Origin of the sequence: Solibacillus ferritrahens, from assembly GCF_037027585.1 — a bacterium.
GTDB lineage: Bacteria > Bacillota > Bacilli > Bacillales_A > Planococcaceae > Solibacillus > Solibacillus ferritrahens.
Genome location: NZ_JAXCLE010000010.1, coordinates 18090 through 40603 on the forward strand (window position 1 = coordinate 18090; position 22514 = coordinate 40603).

General features: G+C 36.5%; 23 protein-coding genes. 12 read left to right on the plus strand and 11 right to left on the minus strand.

Annotated elements, in window-relative coordinates:
* The first annotated feature begins 21 nt into the window (after positions 1–21).
* Entirely contained in the window at positions 22–909 is an 888-nt protein-coding gene (locus tag SNE38_RS11110; protein WP_336046502.1) for a LysR family transcriptional regulator, read from the plus strand.
* A gap of 344 nt (positions 910–1253) precedes the next feature.
* On the opposite strand, the gene SNE38_RS11120 is transcribed toward SNE38_RS11110, so the two are convergent.
* Positions 1254–1757 (minus strand): hypothetical protein, encoded by a 504-nt coding sequence (locus SNE38_RS11120; protein WP_336046503.1) that lies wholly within the window; start codon positions 1755–1757, stop codon positions 1254–1256.
* 145 nt (positions 1758–1902) lie between these two features.
* Here SNE38_RS11120 and SNE38_RS11125 point away from each other — a divergent pair, with 145 nt between their 5' ends.
* Both SNE38_RS11125 and psiE read left to right on the plus strand, forming a co-directional pair.
* Positions 1903–2490 carry a DUF4166 domain-containing protein gene (locus SNE38_RS11125; RefSeq protein WP_336046504.1) on the plus strand — a complete coding sequence of 196 codons (588 nt, stop codon included), beginning with the start codon at positions 1903–1905 and terminating at the stop codon, positions 2488–2490.
* A 130-nt stretch (positions 2491–2620) separates the two neighbouring features.
* Entirely contained in the window at positions 2621–3049 is a 429-nt protein-coding gene (gene psiE, locus SNE38_RS11130; protein ID WP_191704216.1) for a phosphate-starvation-inducible protein PsiE, read from the plus strand.
* 69 nt (positions 3050–3118) lie between these two features.
* Here the strand turns inward: psiE and SNE38_RS11135 are convergent, their stop codons facing one another.
* Complete coding sequence (locus tag SNE38_RS11135; RefSeq protein ID WP_191704217.1) at positions 3119–4051, minus strand: S-layer homology domain-containing protein; 933 nt, start codon at positions 4049–4051, stop codon at positions 3119–3121.
* A 193-nt stretch (positions 4052–4244) separates the two neighbouring features.
* Positions 4245–6233: a methyl-accepting chemotaxis protein gene (locus SNE38_RS11140; protein WP_191704218.1), complete on the minus strand. Its 1989-nt coding sequence runs from the start codon at positions 6231–6233 to the stop codon at positions 4245–4247.
* A 130-nt stretch (positions 6234–6363) separates the two neighbouring features.
* On the opposite strand from SNE38_RS11140, the gene SNE38_RS11145 reads away from it, so the two are divergent.
* Together SNE38_RS11145 and SNE38_RS11150 are read left to right on the plus strand one after the other, a co-directional pair.
* Positions 6364–6906 (plus strand): GNAT family N-acetyltransferase, encoded by a 543-nt coding sequence (locus SNE38_RS11145; RefSeq protein WP_336046505.1) that lies wholly within the window; start codon positions 6364–6366, stop codon positions 6904–6906.
* 183 nt (positions 6907–7089) lie between these two features.
* On the plus strand, positions 7090–8154 hold the full coding sequence (locus tag SNE38_RS11150; protein ID WP_336046506.1) for a PQQ-dependent sugar dehydrogenase: 1065 nt from the start codon (positions 7090–7092) through the stop codon (positions 8152–8154).
* Between the two features lie 58 nt (positions 8155–8212).
* On the opposite strand, the gene SNE38_RS11155 is transcribed toward SNE38_RS11150, so the two are convergent.
* The gene (locus SNE38_RS11155; protein WP_191701444.1) at positions 8213–8416 is read right to left on the minus strand and encodes a helix-turn-helix transcriptional regulator; all 204 of its coding nucleotides are present in this window, start codon (positions 8414–8416) and stop codon (positions 8213–8215) included.
* A gap of 6 nt (positions 8417–8422) precedes the next feature.
* Positions 8423–8941 carry a DUF6773 family protein gene (locus tag SNE38_RS11160; RefSeq protein WP_191704222.1) on the minus strand — a complete coding sequence of 173 codons (519 nt, stop codon included), beginning with the start codon at positions 8939–8941 and terminating at the stop codon, positions 8423–8425.
* Between the two features lie 183 nt (positions 8942–9124).
* On the opposite strand from SNE38_RS11160, the gene SNE38_RS11165 reads away from it, so the two are divergent.
* Entirely contained in the window at positions 9125–9607 is a 483-nt protein-coding gene (locus SNE38_RS11165; RefSeq protein ID WP_191704223.1) for a GNAT family N-acetyltransferase, read from the plus strand.
* A 34-nt stretch (positions 9608–9641) separates the two neighbouring features.
* Here the strand turns inward: SNE38_RS11165 and SNE38_RS11170 are convergent, their stop codons facing one another.
* From SNE38_RS11170 to SNE38_RS11180, 3 genes are all read right to left on the minus strand, one after another.
* A complete protein-coding gene (locus SNE38_RS11170; protein ID WP_336046507.1) occupies positions 9642–10073 on the minus strand; it encodes a hypothetical protein in 432 nt (143 codons plus the stop codon).
* A 74-nt stretch (positions 10074–10147) separates the two neighbouring features.
* Complete coding sequence (locus tag SNE38_RS11175) at positions 10148–11320, minus strand: M20 metallopeptidase family protein (RefSeq protein ID WP_336046508.1); 1173 nt, start codon at positions 11318–11320, stop codon at positions 10148–10150.
* 18 nt (positions 11321–11338) lie between these two features.
* Positions 11339–11878, minus strand: a complete 540-nt coding sequence (locus tag SNE38_RS11180) for a GNAT family N-acetyltransferase (protein WP_191704226.1) — start codon at positions 11876–11878, stop codon at positions 11339–11341.
* A gap of 437 nt (positions 11879–12315) precedes the next feature.
* On the opposite strand from SNE38_RS11180, the gene SNE38_RS11185 reads away from it, so the two are divergent.
* Entirely contained in the window at positions 12316–14019 is a 1704-nt protein-coding gene (locus tag SNE38_RS11185; protein ID WP_191704227.1) for a putative bifunctional diguanylate cyclase/phosphodiesterase, read from the plus strand.
* 107 nt (positions 14020–14126) lie between these two features.
* Here the strand turns inward: SNE38_RS11185 and SNE38_RS11190 are convergent, their stop codons facing one another.
* Positions 14127–15338, minus strand: coding sequence for an NAD(P)/FAD-dependent oxidoreductase (locus SNE38_RS11190; protein ID WP_191704228.1), 1212 nt, complete (start codon positions 15336–15338; stop codon positions 14127–14129).
* Between the two features lie 126 nt (positions 15339–15464).
* Between SNE38_RS11190 and SNE38_RS11195 the strand changes: the two genes are divergently transcribed.
* The 4 genes from SNE38_RS11195 to SNE38_RS11210 all read left to right on the plus strand — a co-directional run bounded on the left by SNE38_RS11195 (position 15465) and on the right by SNE38_RS11210 (position 18042).
* Positions 15465–16124, plus strand: coding sequence for a phospholipid phosphatase (locus SNE38_RS11195; RefSeq protein WP_191704229.1), 660 nt, complete (start codon positions 15465–15467; stop codon positions 16122–16124).
* A 119-nt stretch (positions 16125–16243) separates the two neighbouring features.
* Positions 16244–16558, plus strand: a complete 315-nt coding sequence (locus SNE38_RS11200; protein ID WP_191701435.1) for a PadR family transcriptional regulator — start codon at positions 16244–16246, stop codon at positions 16556–16558.
* Position 16559: 1 nt separating this feature from the next.
* Positions 16560–17606 carry a DUF4097 family beta strand repeat-containing protein gene (locus tag SNE38_RS11205; RefSeq protein WP_336046509.1) on the plus strand — a complete coding sequence of 349 codons (1047 nt, stop codon included), beginning with the start codon at positions 16560–16562 and terminating at the stop codon, positions 17604–17606.
* Between the two features lie 79 nt (positions 17607–17685).
* Positions 17686–18042 (plus strand): hypothetical protein, encoded by a 357-nt coding sequence (locus tag SNE38_RS11210; RefSeq protein WP_191704231.1) that lies wholly within the window; start codon positions 17686–17688, stop codon positions 18040–18042.
* Positions 18043–18113: 71 nt separating this feature from the next.
* On the opposite strand, the gene SNE38_RS11215 is transcribed toward SNE38_RS11210, so the two are convergent.
* On the minus strand, positions 18114–19826 hold the full coding sequence (locus SNE38_RS11215; RefSeq protein ID WP_191704232.1) for an ABC transporter ATP-binding protein: 1713 nt from the start codon (positions 19824–19826) through the stop codon (positions 18114–18116).
* A complete protein-coding gene (locus tag SNE38_RS11220) occupies positions 19823–20557 on the minus strand; it encodes a MerR family transcriptional regulator (RefSeq protein WP_191704233.1) in 735 nt (244 codons plus the stop codon). The genes SNE38_RS11215 and SNE38_RS11220 overlap by 4 nt, the downstream gene beginning before the upstream one ends.
* Positions 20558–20894: 337 nt before the next feature.
* Between SNE38_RS11220 and SNE38_RS11225 the strand changes: the two genes are divergently transcribed.
* Complete coding sequence (locus SNE38_RS11225) at positions 20895–22451, plus strand: NlpC/P60 family protein (protein WP_336046510.1); 1557 nt, start codon at positions 20895–20897, stop codon at positions 22449–22451.
* Positions 22452–22514 lie beyond the last annotated feature (63 nt).

Genomic DNA, 22514 nt, shown 5'->3' on the forward strand with positions numbered 1-22514 from the left:
TAGTTATGAATGGGTGAGAAAATGAATTTACATACACTAAGGATTTTTACAAATGTCGCAAAGCTAGGCAGTATTACCGAAGCGGCAAATATACTGCATATTAGCCAGCCAGCTGTTACCGCACAGATTCGAAAACTTGAAGGGGAAATCGGGGTCAAGCTCATTACTGGAAAGGGAAGAGGGATACAACTAACCTCCGAAGGGGAATTTCTTTATGAACAAGGACTGCGCTTATTCTATTTAGAGGAACAAATTGATGAAAAATTTAACACATTTTTGGCGAAGAAGGAGAACGTAAAAATTGCTTCTTCTTATATATCAACAAATTATATTTTACCGTCAATAATTGCGGGTTATAAATTGGAAAATCCACAAATCGATGTGTATGTATCGTTAGGTAATGTGCAGTCAGTAGAGCGGCTCGTCCTGAATTATGAAGTCGATTTTGGCTTTGTTGTACAGAGTAATATAGGTCATGAAGATTTATCCTTTGAGAAAATACTGGATATCCCATTTTGGTTTGTAGTAAATCCAACTCATCCTCTAGCAAATAAAGAAGTATCAATTTTTGAATTGAGTGAGCATGATTTTATTTATAGAGAACGGGGCAGTTCAACGCTGGATTTACTCGAGGCAATTTTTTATACACATAATTGTCCGCTACCAAAATTCGGCTTACAAATGGAAGGTGTACTTGAATCAATAAAAGTCGTGGAAGCTGGTTATGGAATGGCCATTGCACCAGCCGTAAGTGTAAAGGAGAAATTGGTACAAGGCAGTCTGGCGCGTGTATTTGTAGATCAGGTAGAAATCAGTCAAAGCCTGTTTATTTGTACAAGGAAAGCAGATCAGAATGAGTATCCGTTTATTCAATTTTTAAAAAGGAAATTAGGAGATTTAGAAATCTAACTTCCCTTTATAATGTTAACCGTAGTTTCTATCCAAAAACAGAAGCATATAACTAGCTGCAAAAAGAATAATAGCAATTCTAGTAATAATATATATCGAAAGCTCTGATGAATTCAGTTTTCTTTCCCTCTTCATTTTTTTGAAATGTCTATAATAATAGATGGAACACAGTAATAATATAACTGCTGATATTTGAAAAATGTTCTCTAATAAATGAACCAAAAAACCGCTCCTCACTTAAGGATTTTTCCCCCTTTAGGACAAAGTAATCCATTGGGGTGGGGGGATAAATTAAACTTCATCTCAAATCAGCATGGCTATGGGTGCTGGAATCGTATTGGTCATTATTTGTGAATATTATATACAACCGTATCGAATAATTCCCCGTTCGTATAAAGTAAAATTGCCCATTCCCCTGATTTGGGTATTTTAACGCTAGAAGGAATATGAGCGTCAGCTCCATTATTCTCACCACCAAGTTTCAGTGACCAACCATCAATAAGTATTGGATGAACAGTACCTGATTCTCTATGAAAGCCAACTACTGTAAGCTCGGTATTTGTGGCATTTTCTGTTCCCCAAAGGTGCCACATCCACTTTTGACCATTTAAACTCGGCATACCTGCACCTATTACACCGGATTTGTTTTCATTGCCAATCATTCCGCTGTCCCCAAATTTTACAGCCTTTCTATCCCAATCAATTGTTTCAATATCACTCTTTTGAACAAATGAAGGAATTGTAGCAGGTAAAATAAGTTCTTTTTCTGTTTCTTCTTGAGCAGGTGTACAGCCTGTAATGCAAAGTAGCATACTGAAAAATATTAAGATTATTTTTATCCTATTCATAGTATCGCCTCCCCAAAATAACCAAATAGTTGTAAATTTTAAATGATCAACCGTACAATGAAATGACTATATTATTTCACTAAAAAAGTTCCACAAAATCTGCACATATTCCTGTTTTTATGGATGCACTATTAGGAGGATTTCTATGATCTATCAATCTCTGCTAGGTAAACAGTTCAGGCAGCTCCATCCAAAGCTACAGCATCGATATACAATGCCCTTTTATGCAAAGGGTGTCATGCATGAAATCCAAACAGGTTCTACTTTAATCAAACCTGTTTATCAACTTGGAAAGCATGTGAATTTCCTATTTCCTGAAAGTGGGAAAAATATTCCCTTTACACTCAAAAACACTTGTGACAGCAATAACACTGTACTATTTGAAAGAACGTTTTACTTTCCTACAGCAATAAGAATTTTTATAACAGCAATGCATGTCAATTTGAACAATCTAACAGCACGTGATTATTTAGGCGATCCCGCCATTGTCTCTGCTGATTTAGAATTTTTCACAACGAAAGATGGTGGTCTCATTACAAAATCCGGGGCACAAAAGCTTGTCGCAGGTCCTGTTGAAATTCCGCTGCCTTCTATTTTAGAAGCGCGTGGCAGCGCGGTTGAATGCTTTAATGAACAAAAACAAATGTATACAATTGAAATTGCTACATACAATCCCCTATTCGGTAAAATTGTCAGCTATATTGGGGAGTTTAAAGAAACAGAACCTTTTTAGCAGTTTTTCTGCACGAGATTTAATCAATAAAAAAAAGAGAAAAAATTTTTGGGGATAGTAATCGCTTACAAAATTGACACATATAAACAGATGGAATAATCTGAAAATATAACATCTGGAGGTGTGTACAATGAAGCTTTTAACCAATCCTAAGCCATTCAAAGAATTGATTCCTAAAGTTTTGCAAGTGATTTTGAATATTGGTTTATCGGTACTGGCGTTAGCTCTATGCGTCATGCTCATCGTCGAGATGGTCGAATTTCTAAAGTTTATAATTAATAGCGGGAAGCAAGAGTATAAATACTTTTTAGCAAAAATTTTAGTCTTCTTTCTGTACTTTGAGTTTATAACAATGATTGTGAAATACTTTAAAGAGGATTACCATTTCCCGCTTCGTTACTTTATGTACATCGGGATTACGGCAATGCTCCGGCTCATTATTGTCGAACATGATTCTGCATTAGATACACTTATTTTCGCAGGAGTTATATTAATTTTAATCATTGGTTACTATATTATTAATATAACTCCGAGAGAGAGACCAGTGAAGAAATATTAAATACAGTGAGTATAAGTTTCAAGTCTTAAAAGGGCTTGAGGCTTATTTTAAAGTGTAATAGCAGGTTCCTTAATTCTTAACTACATTTATTAGCCACTTATCATCCGCATCTTTTGAAACAATAAGTTTCACTTGAATATCTTTAAATATAATTTCCCCTTCTTTTCTGACTGTTGCCGCCATATTAACCGTATCTATATAACGAATATCTTTATAAGAAGCGATATATTTTAGCACCTCATTATTTGAAAGGGATTTCAGCTTTTCAACCGCAACGTCTGCATTAATACCTAACGTTATAAATTCCCTCACAAGAGTTGACTGATTAAAAAAGTTTAGCTCATCTCTATCAGCCTTTACTAGCATATTGGCAAACTGTGAACGCTTAATGGGTGTATTAGGTTTAAAGTTACCATCCTGATAGCCAGATATAATTCCGAGTGTTTCAAGTGTGGCAATTTGTTGTCCCCATGGATCCGTAAAGTAATTGCCGTTAAAGATATCCGATTTACCAGCTCCATTCTCTTTGTAGCTGTGACGTTGAATTAGTGGAATGTCATAGGCTTTTATAATGATTCCAGCAAATTGTCCACGTGTTAAAGGTTGATTTATACCAAATGCCCAATCGAAAGAATTTCCGACAGTATAGCCACGCATTATTCCATTAAAGAACAGTCTATCAATATAAGGGTAAAATTGATCTGTCTTCGGCACGTCTATATAGTCGATTCCATAATACAAATCTGAGTATTCTACCTCTTTTAAACGATTGTCCAATGCCTTTGTTAATATACTGGAAACCTGTCCACGTGTAATATTTTCATAAGGTCTAAACTTAGGTAAAGTTCTGCTAATAGCCTTTTGATCTAATAAATATTGAACAGATGGATAAAAGTTGTCAGATTCCTTTACGTCAGTGTAATGTACTTTGGCATTTGCGCCGGCACTTGTCGAAAATAACAATCCTAATGCTATACTAAGAGATACAAAAGTTCTTTTCATTTATCCAGCTCCTTTAATTATTTGGGTTAATTTTCCTTTAACATACCATGTTATTACCAGAATAATCAATAAATTGATAGAAAAGCTTTGTATTTCATTAATAATCTTAGTGAATAGAGTAATTAAAAAGTGCAGCCAAAGTACAATTTAGTGTACGTTGGCTGCACTTCTATTTGGATACATCTTTTTTTCCTTAAATTTTGAAACGACTAACAGCTGTCGCAAGGTCAGTGCTCAAGTGATTTAACTCCTCTGATGCCTGTGCGACCGATTGAATCGCATGTAACTGCTCGTCGGTCGATGCACTTACTTCTTCACAAGCAGCAGCTGCTGTTTGTGAATTCATCGACATTTCCTCGATTGTATCAAGCACACGGTCTTTGTATTTATTTACATTATCAATTTCTGAATGAACAGCAATAAATGAATGGTTTACACGGTCAATTAAATTAGATAGCTGCGCGAACAGCTCGCCCGTTGTATTAACGACTTCATTTGATTCATTAAAAGACCGCTTCATTTCATTCATACGAATTGTCACATCATGAGACTGACTTTGAAGCTGATGAATCGTTTTTTTGACGGTTTCTGTTGCCTCAGCCGATTGTTCAGCCAGTTTGCGTACCTCTTCTGCAACAACCGCAAATCCCTTGCCGTGCTCACCAGCACGAGCAGCCTCAATGGAAGCATTAAGTGCAAGTAAATTTGTCTGGGTTGAAATAGAGGAAATCGTATTCATTATAGAATCGATTGAAACAATTTGTGACTCTAACAACATAATCACCTTTGTCAGCTCTATTAGTTCCTGATCATTTTCTGTAAAGCTTTCTAAAAGGTTATCCATCTTCTGACGACCTTCCTGATTCAGGGACGCTGCTTCTTTTGTTGTTTGTTCAACTTGAGTGGATAGATTTTTCATATTGTTGATTTTCTCGCTTAAACTTGTTGATTGCTCCGTCACAATATCCGCCTGGTCAGATGTATTCGCAGCACTAATTGCAATTTCATTTACAGCTTGTGCCACTTGAACCGAAGAGGCGCTCGTTTGTTCAGCCATCGCACTTAAATGTTGTGAGCGATCATCTACTTGTTCGGAAGAGGTTTTTACAATACTAATAATATTTTTCATTTCACCAATCATTGAGTTAAAGTGGTGAGCTAAACGTCCAATTTCATCTTTTGTTTTTACATCAATATGAACAGTTAAATCTCCTTGAGATACTTTCCCCATTAATGTACCGAGGGCAAAGAGCGGTTGAACAATTTTTGAAATAAAGAAGTATAGCACGATAAAGGTAATAGTCAATATTCCAATTGTAATTAAGAAAATAATCTTTTGAATATCAGTTGCTGTACTGTTGAGACTGGATTTATCATAAATCGTGGCTATGGTCCAATCTACATTATCGATACGCTCTGAAACGATAATACTCGCCACATTATTTATTGATTCTTTAATAGTTGCAGATTCAGTTGTTTGCAGTAACTGCTTAGCGTATGGTTCCCCCGATAGGTCCTCACCTGCGAGATCGGGGTGGACAATTGCTAAGCCTGTACGGTCAAAAATGACAGGATATCCTTTATATCCAAGCTCCATTGCTGAAACCATTTCTGTTAAGTTTGTTAATAAAATATCTGCTGCAAGTACCCCGGTTACTTGGTCATTTACTTTTATGCCTGTCACCCCAGTAATAGTAAAAGTACCAGTTGCCGCATCCAAATAGGGCTCTGTCCAGCTCACGACATCCGGATTCTCTAGGCCAAGCTGATACCAAGGGCGTGTTGTCGCATCGATATCTTCGAGACCATCAAAGTGAGGCTCATACATCAACCCTTCAACGTCAGCAGTATAAATTCCGGACACATTAGGGTATGTAGCTAAAAATGTTTGAAAATCCTGACGAAGTGTTGCATCCGCTTCGTCAAAAAGCACACTATTATTCAAATAGTAGTTTTCAATTTCATCAGATTGTGCAATTATTTGAAGAGAGTTACCATAATTTTCTAAAACTGTTTGAACATTCGTTGATAACTGTTCCACAATGATCTTACTTTGATTCACAACGCTTTCTTCTGTTTTGTTCGAAATAATAATAGAACTAATGGTTGCCAATGATCCTAAGCCAATAATAATAATCATAATAACTATCCCTATTATTTTCCATTTTACTGATATTTTCATAGACTCATCCTTAAATTAATAGTAAGTTTTTACTTTTCTAATAATAATAATAGTAAATAATGAATATTGCAAAATCATTTTTTGTTATTATTAATATAATATTATTCCAAAAAATGAAGGGGGATTGAAAATGATTTTAGAAACAGAAAGACTCTTATTAAAGCCTTATGAAAAAGAATTTGCAGATGACATTTACGAGGTCGTGAAGCATAAGGAAATTGCAGATACAATGGTGATGATTCCGCATCCTTATCCTCGTGAAGTGGTGGATAGTTGGATTTCTTATTTACAGAAAAGTTTTGAACAAGGAAAGGCCTATGAATTTGCAGCATTTCTAAAAGAAAATGGCCGTTATATTGGAAATTGTGGGTTAGTTACGATTTCAAAAAATCACAGAAATGCTGAAGTAGGTTATTTTATTGATGTTTCGGAGTGGGGCAAGGGATATGCAACAGAAGCATGCAAGAAAATAATAGAATATGGATTTCAGGAACATCAATTAAATAGAATTTATAGCCGCTGCATGGTTAGAAATACCGCTTCAAGAAAAGTAATGGAAAAGTCAGGAATGATATGGGAAGGGCGCCATAGACAAGAGTTTTTAAAAGATGGTGTATATGAAGATATGGATTATTTAGCTATTTTAGCAGAAGATTATATTAAAAATAATTAGATGTTCTGTCCTTTTAGGAATCATTATTATACTTCTAATAAAACGCTTGAAATGTTGTTATAGCAATATTTTAAGTGTTTTATATTTTTGTGGGCAAATACTTCAAAAATATATAGTAAATGTCCATATATAAGGGTAGTAATTTATATGAACGATAGTTTTTATAAAAAAGGAGGTTTTATTTTGAAGTTGCTTGTCGGATTAAGCATAGTGATATTATTTTTCTTCGGATGTTCAGCAAAAGAAGACGAACAGGTTCAGCCTTTGCCTGCAAATGAGGACATACAGGTTGATGGACGATATGAAGCCATCGTAACTAACCTTAATGCACCATGGGCAATTAATAAGCTCGGTGATAGTTTTTATATTACGGAGCGTACAGGTAATATTGTAAAGGTAGAGCAAGGTGAAGTAGTAAGACAGGAAGTAAGCTTGGAACAAACACTTTCAACTGCTTCAGAGGCAGGCTTATTGGGACTTGTATTAGCACCGGATTTCGAACAGTCAAATAAAGCATTTGCGTATTATACTTATGAAAAGGGACAAGAACAGTTTAATCGGGTTGTGTTACTTCAATTAGAAAACAATATATGGCAAGAGCAGCAAGTGCTTGTTGACGAAATCCCAAGTGGAACTTATCATCACGGTGGTCGTTTGAAAATAGGTCCAGATAACATGCTTTATGCTACAGTGGGTGATGCGTCAGATCCTGAAATTGCGCAAGATACGGATTCGTTAGGTGGAAAAATATTGCGTCTGAATTTAGATGGCAGTATTCCAAAGGACAACCTATTCCCTGGCTCATATGTATATAGCTATGGGCACCGGAACCCGCAAGGCATCACTTGGTCTCCGGATGGAAAAATGTATGCGAGTGAACATGGGCAAAGTGCGAATGATGAAATTAATGAAATTGAAGCAGGAAAAAATTATGGCTGGCCTACTATTGAAGGGGATGAAGAACAAGAAGGATTAATGTCTCCTTTATTTACCTCAGGTGAGGGAACGACTTGGGCTCCTTCAGGTATGGCTTTTTACAATGGAAAGCTATATGTTGCTGCACTGAGAGGGACGGCGATACTTGCTTTTAATTTAGATACAAAAGAAGTGGAAGAAATCGTTAATGATGTAGGTCGAGTACGGGATGTTTGGATAGAAGAAGATAAACTTTACTTTATTACGAATAATACAGATGGTCGAGGAAATCCATCTAATAAAGATGATCAGCTATACTCATTGGACTTATAGAATAAAAAGGGGCTAGTAAAAGCAGATAACTTTTACTAGCCCTTTTACACGTCGTCTTTTATTCAGACTGTTCTTCCCAAAACAAATCGTCCAACGTTTTATTTAATGTTTTACAAATCGCTATGCACACACTTAATGTTGGATTGTATTTCCCGAGCTCAATGAGTCCGATCGTTTGTCGAGTTACCCCCACTTTTTTAGCCAATTCATCCTGCGATAAATCATGTTCAATACGAGCCATTTTTAAACGTACATTTTTCATCTGTATTCACCACGTATCTTCATCATCTTTTAACATCTTATCATTTACTTGTTTGCTTTTCTTCACAGCTGATTGATGGCCAATAAATAAAAATAGCGCTAGAAACGGTGCGTAAATAAGCAATGAAATTAAAAATACCATAAAGAAATATTCTATCGCCTGGGCATTACTGTCTGCATAGTTGATGCCACTATTTAATCCCATTGCTAAAGCGATTACGACACCAGTAAAAATGCCGATAAAAATAGTCTTGGTGCTATAGCGGAATTTACTATTCGCATCATGGATTTCAACCTCTTCCGATAAAACCCCCGTATACATCGCGCGGTAACTATAATAAATACCGCATGCTATTAGGATAATAAGTTCAGTTGCTATATACTCGACACCGCGACCGTAAATAATCATTTTAGTAATTAATGAAATAAGACAAATAATGGATACGATGTAGTAAACTTCACGATAAATTTTGTTTTGGATATTTTGTACACGTTCATCAACAATTTTACGATTAAATAACCCCATAAATAACGCCCCTTTATTCTATTTGATAATTTCATTATACAATATAAATTACATAATGCAATTTATATATGTCATAAAGTAATGTATTTTTTGCTTTGAAAATACGTTCAAATGACTATTAATGTATTTTAATTAATGATATGTTATTTTCATACAATTATTTTAAATGCGGAGGGTATATAAATGCTTGATACGATTAGAAGTGTTAGCGATGGGGATCAAATTATAGAAGTAATTCATGCAGCGTTTAAATGTTATGAAGATGATCCGATGCCCTCGAGTGCGTTAATTGAAACGGCATCAACAATTAAAAAAGAGCTTGAAAGTAATGTACTAATATTTGGTGCAGAAGTTCTAGGACAGCTTGCTGGGGTTGTAAAGGTTAGATGTTTTAAAGATCATTTTTATTTTTCAAGGTTATCAGTGTTGCCTGAATTCCAAGGGCAAGGAATAGCAAGTGCGATTGTAAGATATATTGAAAAGCAGGCAATACAAGAGCAGACGCCTTATGTACGCTGCAAAGTTCGGAAATCGGAAGGGGATAATATTCGTTTGTATAAGAAGCTGGGGTACCATATTTCACAAGAAGAAGTAATGACGAGCCCATTAGGTTTTGTTATGGAGACGGTAACGATGGAAAAGGAGATTGATTGGGAAGGAAATTAAACCACCAACAAGATTACTGTTAGTGGCTGTATGATTATTTCACCTCTATACTAAACACATAAGAGGCACTTCCTTTACTCCAACGACTGGAAACGACATAAATATAAACGCCGCGTTCTTTTGGGGCAGTAATTGTATTATCCACAAATTCTATTTCACCTATATTGTCATTGTTCCAAACTGATATAGAAATCTCTTCGGTTGGTTTTTTATTAAACTTGATTTGAAGTTTGCTTTGGGGTGCCACAACCGTTGGAACTACTCCCTTTTCCTTTATTTGTTCGGAAGGTGAAATGTAATCGACACATTGCTGTCGCCAGATTTCATTCCAACAATAAGAACTTTTCAAAACCGTCACTCTTCTATCATCTGTAGTAACCGATGCATTAGGCACACCGCTATTTGTCGTGATAAAAATGACTATAATTACAATGGAAAGCAGAGCGCCTATTCTATGAGCCTTCATACATCACCTCTCCTTGGGAAAATAGGTAAGGATCTATCTGGAAAGTAGACTTAGATAGATCCTGAAAACAATTTTTATTTTATTACTCCATGGAGCGTTAAGGCTTGTAAAAAGACTTCACTAATATGAAGCATAGATTGCTCATCAACATCAAATTTCGGATGGTGATGCGGGTAAATAGCATTAATGTCGTCATTACCGCCACCAACAAAGAAGAATGTACCGGGCTTTTCCTGCAAATAATACGTGAAATCTTCAGCACCCATACGAGGCGGTACATTGACAACTTGAAGCTCAGGTAAATTGTTCGAAACAGCTTCACGTAATGCAACTGTTTCAGTAGGATGATTGTATACAGCATCATAGCCGCGTGTATAGTGGAAATCGAGCTGGGCATCGTACTGAATTTCAATTGCTTTACATAAGTTATTTAGTTTTTGCTCTACCATATTGCGTACGTCCGGATTAAAAGTACGTACAGTCCCTGTTAAATAAGCTTTATCAGGAATAACATTGCCGACTGTACCACTCTCGATTTTGCCGACGGTAATTACAGCGGATTCAATTGGATCGGTATTACGGCTAACAATTGGCTGCACACCAAACACAAATTGTGCTGCTGCCATAATCGGATCAATCGTTTCGTGCGGAGATGCGCCGTGACCTCCTTTTCCTTGAATCGTCAGTTCGAAAAAGTCTGCAGCGGCCATTGAATAGCCTTCACAAAACAGTACCGTACCAACCTCGCTCCAGGATGAAACATGCGCCCCATATACGTAATCGACACCTTCCAAACAACCTGCCTCTACCATCGCTTTTGCCCCACCAGGAACAACTTCTTCAGCGAACTGGTGAATAAAAACGATATTGCCGTGTAGAATTTCTCGTGCATCGGCAAGTGCTTTGGCTAAACCAAGAAGCGCAGCAGTATGAATATCGTGTCCACACGCATGACTTACCCCATCAATTTTAGATTTGTAGGACACATCCTTTTCATCTTGAATCGGAAGTGCGTCAAAATCTGCACGAAATGCAATAGTTGGTCCATCATAAGCCCCTTTTAGAAACCCAACAACGCCATTACCGCCAACGTTTTCTTTTACTTCAATGCCTAATGAAGCAAGTTTATCAGCGATAAGTTTTGGTGTATTTACTTCTTTAAAAGAAAGCTCAGGATACATGTGTAAATGTCTACGGATTTCAATCATCTCATCAAAATTGGCTTGTAGCTTTTCTAAAATGCTCAATTCATCCACCCCTAAATTTTATAGTTGTAACGCTTCCCACTCTTCTCGTAAAACCCCCATACGAATTGAATCATAATATTGACCATCATAATAGCGGACTTTACGAATACGTGCTTCCATTTGCATGCCGAGTTTTTCACCTACACGAATCATACGTTCATTGCCTGACCAAGTTGTGAGTCCAACCCGAACAAGTGGCATTGACTCAAATAAATGTCCAATCCATAATTTCAATGCGCGTGTGCCAATACCTTTGCCCCACGAGCCAGCTTCGTGTAAAACAATGCCGATTTCGAGCCATTTGGAAGGCTTATGCTCCCAGTAATACGTAATAATTCCGCGTACTACACCAGCTACTTCAATAACCCAATAGCTATCATCGCCAATCCAATCGCGCTTTGTTTGAATGAAGCTTTCGTAAGGCATAGCTTTATGCGGATAGTAGGGTGCATCCCACTTTTTCCATTCAGGCTGTTCCTCTTTATATATAAGCTCCCATAAGCGTTTCATATCATTTTCTACAATTGGTCGAATCGTTAAATCTTGATCTTTATACATTGTTCTCCTCTTTTCAAGCGTTCTTTTTTGTAATAGATTGAAAAGAGCATAGTTCTACTTTCCAATCACCTAGGTTGTGTGTTTCATTAAGTTCATTAATTTCTATTTATTAACTTAATATTATTTTATCAGAAAATTAAATCAATTATTAGTGGTGTTTCATTAAAAAAGGAATATGAAGATGAGCCGTGTTTGGGATGGCTCTCTTGCTGTTTTTAGTAAATATTCGATTTTAATAGAAAATAAATGATATTTATAAGAGAATTATTGTAATAGATAATAAAAGTAGGGGTAAAAGGTAAAGATTAATGAAAATGAGCCGAGTTTAATGATAAGAACTATTAATATTGCTTATTAAGAACTATAATAATCCATTAAAGCGTAATGGGAATATAAATAATAATAGAATATCAATAAATTAAAAGTGAGGTGGAGAAATGGCTGTGGTAGAGCAAACAAATGTCCTAGGATCCATCCAACTGACAGTAGAAGAATTACAAAATATAAAATTGGCATTAGATGAAGCCTCTATTTTAGCTGTTACTGACCAGCGCGGTGTAATTACAATGGTTAACGACCGATTTTGTGAAATATCTAAATATGAAAGAAATGAGCTTATTGGACAGGATCACCGACTGTTAAACTCAGCTTACCACCCAAAAACTTTTTTTAAGGAAATGTGGCGCACAATTGGTTCTGGACAAACTTGGCATGGTGAAATTTGTAACTGTGCAAAAGATGGTTCAATATATTGGGTGCAAACGACTATCGTGCCATTTCTAAATTCCAAAGGAAAACCGTATCAATACATTTCCATTCGTTCAGATATTACAGCTCGGAAGAAAATCGGAGAAATGATACATATCGCCCATCATGATGATTTGACAGGACTGCAAAATCGCCGACAATTAATAAATGACTTAAATAAATTGATAGAAGTAGAAAATCAGCCATTCACACTTATGCTGTTTGATGTAAATCGTTTTAAAAATATTAATGATGGTTTAGGTCATCATATAGGTGATATTTTTTTGGTTGAAATAGCCCAGCGAATGAAAACATTAAATAGTGATGAAGTCACTTTTTACCGGTTAAGTGGCGATGAGTTTGTTTGTATTTTAAAGGAACCCGAATTACTGGAAAAAATTGCGGATGACCTCCAAAATAAAATTCAGCGGCAATTCGATTTAAATAATCATAAATTTTATGCATCAATTAGTATTGGAGCCGTGAATTACCCCGAACACGGTCAGTCAGCGCAGGATATCCTAAAATATGCAGATATTGCGATGTATGAAGCGAAGAAAAGCAATAATAAAGGCTATGTAATTTATAAAAAGCAGCAACGTTTTTCTCATAACCAAATGCTGAAATTAGAGACGAGATTGCATGATGCAATTATTAACGAGGCTTTTGAGCTATATTACCAGCCTAAAGTAAATTTGCAGACGAATAAAATTGATGGAATGGAAGCCCTAATTCGTTGGTTTGATGAGGAGCTTGGCTTTGTGGCCCCGGATGAATTTATACCATTTGCAGAAGAGGTTGGTTTTATAACAGACATTAGTGAATGGGTAATTGCTACGGCTGGACGTCAAGTTATGGAATGGAACAAACAATTTAACTTAAAACTACGTGTCGCGGTTAATATTTCGCCAAGCCATTTAAAAGCAGAAGATTTTATTGAGCGTTTGAAAAATATACTAAAGACCAATGATATTTCGCCAAGTTCATTGGAAATAGAAATTACCGAAATGAGCTTTTTAGATCAAAATACAGATTTACTGAACACGATAATGCAATTGAAAGAAATGGGTATTACATTAGCCATTGATGATTTTGGTACAGGGTACTCATCATTGAGCTATTTAAAAAGATTTCCGGTTGATCTACTGAAAATCGATCGGTCGTTCATCCATGAAATGTATAAAAATGAAGCGGATGTTGCAATGGTCTCAGCTATTATAACGTTGGCGCGGGCACTTGATTTAAAGATAGTTGCAGAAGGTGTAGAAGAAAACAAAGACTTGTTGCTACTACGTGAATTTAACTGTGAGTTTGTCCAAGGTTACTATTACAGCCGACCATTAAATATTGAGGATTTTTCAAAACGTTTAAGTGAGAAGGGTATACGAGTATAACTATCCACGCATGTTGATGTATATTAATTTTGTGAAAAGTTTTAAGAAGCTAAGAATAAAAAGCCATGGCTTGCCCTAAAAACTGATAGAAAAACCATGGCGGTTACTTATTTAATTCCATATTTCCGGTCTAATGTGACAATACGTGCGTCGTCATTTGGTCGATTCATAATTAAGTCAGCTATAATTTTCGAGCCGAGCATGCTATAAACTGTGCCATTGCCGCCAAAGCCAAGCAAATAATAATGATTTGGGTCTTCTGGATGTTGCCCGATAAATGGAAGGTGGTCTAAAGATTCCCCGAACGATGCACAATATTTGTATGGTGCATGAAACGTTTCGTCAGGCAATAACTCATGGAGTTTATCGATTAGCTCACGTGCCATCGCGTCGACTACTGTTTCATGTTTGGCGGGTGATGATTTTCTTTCATCCAACCCACCGATAATAATGCGATTGTCCACCGTTTTTCTCATATATAAATATGGACGGGCCGTTTCCCAAATTAGTGCATCCTCAAACCAGCCTTTAAAGCTTGGTTTTTGCTCGGTAACAATCGCATAGGAGCGATTAATGTCAGCGCCCTTTATTGTTGCATACGGGAGCCGCTCATAACCTGTTGTATAGACGATCCGTGATGCTTTAAAGTCACCATTCATTGTTCGCAGAATAATCTCATTTCCTTCGTTTTCAATCACATTGGCGTACGTGTGTTCAAATAAATCCATTCCTTGCCCTATTAGCTGTTCTGCTAAGGAAACAACAAATTTATAAGGATTTATTTCTGCATCATCATTCGTGTACAATGCAGCAGGCGCTTTAAAAGGCAACCGCTTTTCTACGACAAGTTCGTTCCAGAACTCAGCAGGAAAACCGTGTTTTATTAACATCTCACATTCTTTTTCCAGTACTTTTACATCGCCTTTTTTACTTGCATAACAAATGCTCGGGCGTCGAATAAAATCTGCCTGATCGAGCAATGAATGTGCTATTTCCTCTAATTGGTCTACGGCTTTATAGCAAAGTTTATAAAAGCGCACTGCATCCTCTTCACCTATCAATTCGCTTAATTCATGTAGCTGGATGTCATTTGAATATTGGAGGAGTCCAGTATTGGCGGCAGTACTGCCAGAGCCAATTTCGTTTCGTTCTAACACGGCTACTTTTAAGCCCTCATCAATCAATGCCTTCGCTGTTAATATTCCACTCATTCCAGCACCGACCACGATGACATCGTAATGCGGTCTAATGGGTGGGTTCGAATGTTGTTTTTTAACGAATGTACTCGGCCAAAACAATAAGCCGTTGTGTAATTCCATATATAGTCCCCCTTGAGATGATCTAGAGAATATTTCCCGTTCTTTACTATTTCTAATCTTGGAATTTTTAGATTAAATAAATATGGGTAAAGAGGAAAGAATGGAAATTAGAAGGAGGTATAGTAGATGGATCCTTATATTTTTGGATTTTTTGCATTAGCTTATATTGTTATCTTAATTTGGGGAATTACGAAACATAAAAAAACAGCCTCGGCAATTATATTTTTTGTCATCCTTGCCCTTATTTATGATAATGCAATATTAGCGGTAGGACACTTGTTTGGAGAAGGGGAGTTACTAAAAAATTTAAGCTATGGACGATTCTGGCTTCACGCAATCTTTACCCCAACATTGATTATTTTTTCATTATTCGTTATGAGAGAAGCGAACATTCAGTTTGCCTATAAAAAATGGGTTGCCTTTTCATTTGGTGCTTTATGGATTTTGGCAATGATTGTCGAGTATTTTACGGAGCTAAGTGGTCTTGAACTCGCACCACAAGAGTCATATGGGGTACTTAACTATAGTACAACTGAAGCCGCATCAGGACCTCCACTCATGATTTTAATAGTTCTTGTAGCATTATTAATCGCTGCAATTATGCTTGCTTGGAAAAGAAAGTGGTGGTGGATGCTTGTCGGAACAATCTTTATGACAATTGGCAGTGCGTTCCCGCTCGATATCGGGAGCGATGCGATTACAAATGCATTCGAATTATTTTTAATTGCAACGTTAATGTGGACAGCCATCCATTTTTCAAATGAAAGAGAGCATAAAAGATATTAATAAATAATTGTGCTAGTTTTTTACTTAGCACAATTATTTTTTGTACACTACCTTGCAATGAACAATAGTGTTTGATACACTACTGTATATAAAACAATAGTGAGGTGTGAGGTGAAGTAGTGAATCCTCAATTTAAAAAAGGTGTATTAAATTTATGTGTACTCGCCTTGTTAGAGCAGAAAGATATGTACGGATATGAGCTTGTCCAGGCGATCTCAACACAAATAGAAATTTCAGAAGGCTCGGTCTATCCGTTATTGCGCAGGCTCACAAAAGATGGGCTTTTCACAACGTACTTAATGGAGTCTACAGAGGGACCGCCACGCAAATATTATCAAATTACCGAACAAGGCATTGAACAACTAAACAGCTTACGTAATGAATGGGAAAGTTTTATTTCAGGTGTAAATACTTTAATTCAAGGGAGCAAATAAAATGAACGAACAACAATTTTTAATTTTACTTGATCACCATTTAGAAAAATTACAGCAGCAAGAGCGTGAGGATATTCGCCGAGACTTTGAGGAATACTTCGAAAATGGCCGTGCCGAGGGGAAAACGACAGAGGAAATCATTCAATCGTTCGGAAATATAAAGGAGTTGGCCGAAGAACTTCTTGCCTCATATGATGAAGAGGATTTCACAGAGAATATGGCCATTATGAAAAATGATGAAACGTTTCCATATCGCAATGTAGAGATAGAAGCTGACGGAGTTAACATATTAATTATTCCAACAGATGCTAGTGAGGCAATGATTGAAGCAAAGGATAAGGACAACTTAACAGAAGCAACGATGGAAATTAAAAATTACACACTTTTTATTTCCGTAAAGCGTCAAGAACAAGTTCGCCGTTTTTGGTTTATAACAATAATAGGGTCAATCAATCCAATAGATACGGTTATTCATTTGCCGAAAAAACAATATGAGAATCTCACAATCAATAATGACAATGGGCGTATTAAGGTGTCCGAAACAGTCGCACAGCAATTTTATTTAAGATCAGATAACGGTCGTATTTTAACAGATCATATTCAAGGGAAGATGCTTGATGCTCACTCTGCTAATGGGCGTGTTGTACTTACAGAAACTAATATTAAAAATGTAAAAGCAAGTTCTAATAATGGTCGAATTATTGCAGAGAATGTAGTGGGTCAGGAACTTCAATTAGAGTCTGATAACGGACGTGTAGAACTGAAAGATGTTGTAGGTGAAATTAAAGCACAGTCACGAAATGGACGGATTGTAGCCCAATTAAAAACTGTTCAATCCCCATTAAATTTTGCATCCGATAATGGGCAAATTTTATTGAGCACAGAAGGAAAGTTAGAAAATGTTGAAATTGAAAGTTCGACTGCCTGGGGTTCTGTCTCCATTTATAATGAAAAAACGTCGCATTATACACATGGAACGAAAGAACATCGAATTCAATTGAAAACTAGTAATGGGAAAATTACAGTAGAGGATCGGTTAGTCCTGTAATCATTGTAAAAATTAGAATTTCATCGTCATAATCCGTATAATAAAACTACTAATGATAGTTGAAATGGAGTCGTTAACGATGAAAACATATAGCTTTAAATTATTTGGTGGCTATAAGGTGATGCTTGACCAAAAGGATATAATAATTGACTATGCGGGGGAGAAGTTCCTTTTTATAAAAAAAGCAAAACCTCGCAAAAAGGCCATTCCTTATCAGGAGATTTTACGAGTAGATTATAAGGAATCCGGTATGACATTCGGTTATGTACGTCTTATTACCGAGCACAACGCCCCCTATGTTAGCAGTTCTTATGTTGCTCAGCATGATGAAAATGCCTGGATGGTAGAAAAAGATGAAATCGGTAAATTAAACGAAGTGTTGGATTTACTGAAAAAACAATGTAAAAATATAGAGTTCGTTCATATGAAAGCTTAGCTAATATGCTAGGCTTCTTTTTTTGTGCTATAAAAAAGTACCCAAAAATTTTGGGCACTTCCTTATATATATTAAATTGTTTGCATTTTTGACCACAGCTGCTTGTAATAGGAGTGGGAGTTAATAAGTTCTTCATGTTTGCCTGCGCCTGAAAGCTGGCCTTCTTCAAATAGTAGTATTTGATCGGCATTCGTAATCGTTGAAAGACGATGGGCAATAATAATCGTCGTCCGGTTTTTCATCAATGCCTGCAAAGCAAGCTGAACTTCTCGTTCTGATTCATTGTCTAAATTAGATGTTGCCTCATCTAATAATAATATTTGGGGGTTACGTAAAATTGCTCGGGCTATCGCAATTCGTTGTTTTTGACCGCCGGATAATTTAATGCCGCCTTCACCAACCTCGGTATCCAGGCCCCGATCCAATGTCATAACAAAATCATATGCATATGCAGCTCGTAATGCTTCCACAATCTGCTCCTCTGTTGCATCATGTTGACCGTATAATACATTTTCACGTATTGATCCGTTCATAAGCGGTGCATCTTGGGTTACATAGCCGAACAGCTTCCGCCATTCATATAAGTTGTATTGTTCTATGTTCGTCTGTCCATATAAAATTTCACCATCTGTCACTTCATAAAAACGTTCAATTAAGGAAAACATCGTCGTTTTCCCTCCGCCACTAGTACTTACAAATGCGGTCGTTTTGCCAGCAGGAATCGTAAAGTTCATTCCTTTTAAAATAGGCTGCTCGGCATACTGAAACTTTACATTTTGAAAGACAATTGCCTGGGCAGTAGTTGGGATAACAGAGCCAGGGATCTTTTCTGTCGCCTGTGAAATGATGGATTGGATACGCTCTGTGGCACCGAGTGCTTTTTGTAATGCAGTAAAAAATGTAGCCATTTGTGTAAATGGAATAATAATTTGTACTAAATAAATCATAATTGCTACAAGTGCTCCTGAAGAAATTGCACCGGTAGAAACTTGAGTACCACCGTAACCGAACAAGAGAATTAGAACAACCATCATAATAAGTGTCATAATTGGGGACAAAATAGCTAAAATTTTAGCTTCCTTTAGACCGAATCGATAAAGCTGCTCAATACGGTCTTCTCCGCGCTCCTTTTCCAAACGCTCAGTTTGAGACGATTTCACGAGTCGAATATTCGATAATACCCGGCCTAGATGTCCGCTGAAAGAAGCAAGTTCATCTTGATTGGCTTTTGCTATTTTATGCATTCTTTGTCCAAGCGGTATTGTGACAAATATGGCAAGTGGCACAGCAATTAACATAAGCAATGTCATCTTCCAGTCAATCCACAATAAAATTGCTATCGCTCCAATAATGGAGAAAATACCTGAAACGAAGCTGACAAGATGACTCGTCACTAATTCTTTAACAACGCTTGTATCTTGTGTAATACGGCTCATCGTTTCACCCGATTCATGGGCATCAAAATAAGGTGTTTTTAAATGTAAAATATGCTGCCAAAGTGTATTGCGTAAATTTGCAACAATACGCTCTCCGAGCATGCGCATTAAGAAATAGGTAAGACCACTTAGTATTGCTTGAATAACTAAAATGATAGCTACAGCGGTTACCGCTGTCCATGCAAATCCAGTACTCGAAAAATCATTGATCATATTCATTGTAAAGAGAGGCACGGCTAAAGATGCGAGTGTTTCAATAATGCTTAACGCAAAAACAACAATAACTAGTCTTTTTGGGAATTTGCTTTTTTTTACGAGTGCCCATAATTGCTTAAGTTGAACGTTCATGTAATAACCTCCTCATGTATTTTCAATCGCTCAACTTGTTCCATTAGCCATTTTTCCTCTTCGGTAGTAAAAGGAATAGCAAATAACCAATTATCAACTTCAATAGTCGCATACTTCTCAAATTCCTGAACTAAACTTTTCGCTAAATCCTGTGGAATAATATTAAATAAACGTTCAAGTATCTCTTTTAAGACAGTATCTGAAGGTGGACACATAAAAGCTTGCTTTAGTTCATGTACACTTTCAATATAGCGCCGATTAATTTCGATAAAGTTCATATCAAAATAGCTATACATGCGGTCGATTAGCTGCTCAGGAAGGTATTGCTTTAAATAGTCCCTTTGAGCATCCTCTGTTAGTAAACTATGGATGACGAGCAATAATGTTGTAGGATCAACCGCAGTATGATCTTGGTGTATGTGAATGGCGGTATCGATTGTTGAAATCATTTGTTCAAGTTGTTTTTTCTTTTTGAGTAACTGGTATTTTTGCTGTTCCAAAGATTCGAGTATGGAATCGTTCTTTTTCAGAAGTTCCTTAATATCCTCCAGAGAATATTCAAGATATTTAAATGTTAAAATCTTTTGGACTGTAATTATATTGTCATCATTATAATAGCGTTGCCCACCAGCAGAAATATAGGCTGGGTACAATAAACCTTTTTCTCCGTAATACCGCAATGTACGAATTGTAATGCCTGTTTTTTTAGAAAACTCCCCAATTGAATACATTCATTTCACTCCCTTATATGTAGTATAAAAGCTAACGTAACGTTACATGCAATAAAAACAATTAAAATATTTTTCATGTATTAAAAAAAATATGACGTATTTGTCGAAAGCTGTTGCAATATGTTTCACGTGAAAACTTTTGACCTAAATTTAACTGTATAGATTAAAGGGGTATAATAAAAATTTGTAAGAATCAAAAAATATTAACAATTAACATAGAAAAAAATTACAATAAATACTATTATATTTAATAAGAAAGAGTTTGATTGTTAAGTGGAATTTCGATTTTTATATACAAAGTGTTTACAACAACGATGATAGCGAGGAGAGAATGTGTATGATTCGAAGAATTTTGTTTCAAATTGTAATAATATGTATATTTATGGCTACGGCAACCGGGGTAGGGTATGCTAATACATTTCCCGATGTTCCGAGTGACACAAAATTAAGCGAAGAGCTTAATGTTTTAAGTGATTTTGGAGGAATCGCAATAATACCGAATGAACCTTTTCGGGTAAATGATGCAATAACAAGATATGAAGCTGCAGAAATGATCGTTCGAACAATGCAAATTGATTATGAAGCTTCACCAATTCCTACATACGAGGATATTTCAGAAGAAGACCCACGCATGCCCATTATCGCAGCGATTACAGAGCTACGTATTATGACAGGGTTTGAAGGCAAGTTTAACCCTGATGCAAAGTTGACACGTGCCCAGGCAGTAAAAATTCTGGCACAGGCATTTGGGTTATCAGGGCAAGCACCGATAACTTATAAGGATATTCCTAAAAATCACAGTGGATCAAATGCTATCCAAGCTTTTGTAGCAAATCAAATTCTATTTCCTGCAAAAAACGAAAAGTTCAATCCAAATGCAGTGATGACACGCGGGAACTTTGCTTCTTATACAGCAAGAATTATCGAGCCTACATTGCGACCTTCAGAACCAGAACAACCAGTTTTTGAAAGCTGTGCAAAAGATACCAATAAAAAAAGATATGTAGTCGATGTTGCAGTCACAAACTTCTGGAATAAACCAAATCAAGCGCGTGCTGTTGATTATCCTTCGACGAAAGATCCAGTAGAAATGCAAAAGTGGGTTTCATCGTTAAGTTTGTCACAAAAAAAGTGGCTGGTAGGACGTACAGATACACAAGCATTATACGGGGATGAGGTTGCGTTGCTTGAAACAAAAGGAAAGTGGCAACGTGTGGCGGCAAAAGATCAATATGTACCGTATTTAAAGGAAGGCTATCCGGGCTGGGTACCCAAAACTCATATTGTAGCAACGAATAAAAATTATGATGACTGTGCCATTGCCATTATTACATCACAAAAAGCACACTTATTAGAGGAAGACGCAAAAACAAAATTCCTTCAGATTAGTTATGCAACGATACTACCTATAATCGAGGAAGACGCAAAGTACTATTACGTTGAGACACCAAGTAATGGCGTTAAACTATTAAAGAAGGGGGACGCAAAATCGTATACAGCATACAGCAAAGTCCCTAAACCAACTGCACAAACGATTATTAAAGAAGCGAAGCGTTATTTAGATCTTCCATATTTATGGGCAGGAACATCTTCATGGGGCTATGATTGCTCAGGAATTTTATATGCGGTATTTAGATCGCACGGCATTATGATTCCCCGCGATTCATTTTACCAAGCGACAGGTGGGAAAGCCGTTGCAAAGAAAGACTTAAAGCCTGGAGACCTTGTATTTTTTGCTTATAATGGCGGCAAAGGAAAAGTATATCATGTCGGTCTGTATGTGGGAGAAGGCAAAATGCTGCATGCACCACATTATGCGTCAAAAGTGAAAATTGAATCGATGAATAATGGTGCCTATAAAAAGAATTATTCTGGAGCAAGACGTTATTTATAGAAAATAGGGTGTGTTAAAAGTGAAAAGCTTTTAACACACTTTCTTGTCTTTTTATATGTATTA

Coding starts and splice junctions, on each gene's coding strand:
- SNE38_RS11110 (WP_336046502.1), top strand. CDS start 22: ATGAATTTACATACACTAAGGATTTTTACAAATGTCGCAAAGCTAGGC.
- SNE38_RS11135 (WP_191704217.1), bottom strand. CDS start 4,051: ATGAAAAGAACTTTTGTATCTCTTAGTATAGCATTAGGATTGTTATTT.
- SNE38_RS11120 (WP_336046503.1), bottom strand. CDS start 1,757: ATGAATAGGATAAAAATAATCTTAATATTTTTCAGTATGCTACTTTGC.
- SNE38_RS11145 (WP_336046505.1), top strand. CDS start 6,364: ATGATTTTAGAAACAGAAAGACTCTTATTAAAGCCTTATGAAAAAGAA.
- SNE38_RS11170 (WP_336046507.1), bottom strand. CDS start 10,073: ATGAAGGCTCATAGAATAGGCGCTCTGCTTTCCATTGTAATTATAGTC.
- SNE38_RS11155 (WP_191701444.1), bottom strand. CDS start 8,416: ATGAAAAATGTACGTTTAAAAATGGCTCGTATTGAACATGATTTATCG.
- SNE38_RS11160 (WP_191704222.1), bottom strand. CDS start 8,941: ATGGGGTTATTTAATCGTAAAATTGTTGATGAACGTGTACAAAATATC.
- SNE38_RS11220 (WP_191704233.1), bottom strand. CDS start 20,557: ATGTATTCAATTGGGGAGTTTTCTAAAAAAACAGGCATTACAATTCGT.
- SNE38_RS11185 (WP_191704227.1), top strand. CDS start 12,316: ATGGCTGTGGTAGAGCAAACAAATGTCCTAGGATCCATCCAACTGACA.
- SNE38_RS11125 (WP_336046504.1), top strand. CDS start 1,903: ATGATCTATCAATCTCTGCTAGGTAAACAGTTCAGGCAGCTCCATCCA.
- SNE38_RS11180 (WP_191704226.1), bottom strand. CDS start 11,878: ATGTATAAAGATCAAGATTTAACGATTCGACCAATTGTAGAAAATGAT.
- SNE38_RS11210 (WP_191704231.1), top strand. CDS start 17,686: ATGAAAACATATAGCTTTAAATTATTTGGTGGCTATAAGGTGATGCTT.
- SNE38_RS11205 (WP_336046509.1), top strand. CDS start 16,560: ATGAACGAACAACAATTTTTAATTTTACTTGATCACCATTTAGAAAAA.
- psiE (WP_191704216.1), top strand. CDS start 2,621: ATGAAGCTTTTAACCAATCCTAAGCCATTCAAAGAATTGATTCCTAAA.
- SNE38_RS11215 (WP_191704232.1), bottom strand. CDS start 19,826: ATGAACGTTCAACTTAAGCAATTATGGGCACTCGTAAAAAAAAGCAAA.
- SNE38_RS11165 (WP_191704223.1), top strand. CDS start 9,125: ATGCTTGATACGATTAGAAGTGTTAGCGATGGGGATCAAATTATAGAA.
- SNE38_RS11140 (WP_191704218.1), bottom strand. CDS start 6,233: ATGAAAATATCAGTAAAATGGAAAATAATAGGGATAGTTATTATGATT.
- SNE38_RS11190 (WP_191704228.1), bottom strand. CDS start 15,338: ATGGAATTACACAACGGCTTATTGTTTTGGCCGAGTACATTCGTTAAA.
- SNE38_RS11195 (WP_191704229.1), top strand. CDS start 15,465: ATGGATCCTTATATTTTTGGATTTTTTGCATTAGCTTATATTGTTATC.
- SNE38_RS11225 (WP_336046510.1), top strand. CDS start 20,895: ATGATTCGAAGAATTTTGTTTCAAATTGTAATAATATGTATATTTATG.